Below are 300 nucleotides of genomic sequence, written 5' to 3' on the forward strand. Positions count from 1 at the left end.
CGGCGACCCGTCGCTCGGCAGGATGAACCACTGCGCCGCCCCGGCCACCAGGTCGCTGTCCGATCGGAAGGTGGCGATGTCGGCGATCCCGTCGCCCGTGTAGTCGGCCGGCACCGGCGCGTCCATCCCCCCGCCGCCGCCGAACAGGACGCTGTAGGCCGGCGACCCGTCGCTCGGCAGGATGAACCACTGCGCCGCCCCGGCCACCAGGTCGCTGTCCGATCGGAAGGTGGCGATGTCGGCGATCCCGTCGCCCGTGTAGTCGGCCGGCACCGGCGCGTCCATCCCCCCGCCGCCGCC

1 protein-coding gene is annotated in these 300 nt (G+C 75.0%); it reads right to left on the bottom strand.

Annotated features, from left to right (window positions below):
* On the bottom strand, positions 1-285 hold a 285-nt coding region (locus AB1L30_RS27495; RefSeq protein WP_367017912.1), incomplete at its 3' end, for a VCBS repeat-containing protein.
* Positions 286-300: the final 15 nt, after the last annotated feature.

The sequence above is a fragment of the Bremerella sp. JC817 genome (genome assembly GCF_040718835.1).
GTDB lineage: Bacteria > Planctomycetota > Planctomycetia > Pirellulales > Pirellulaceae > Bremerella.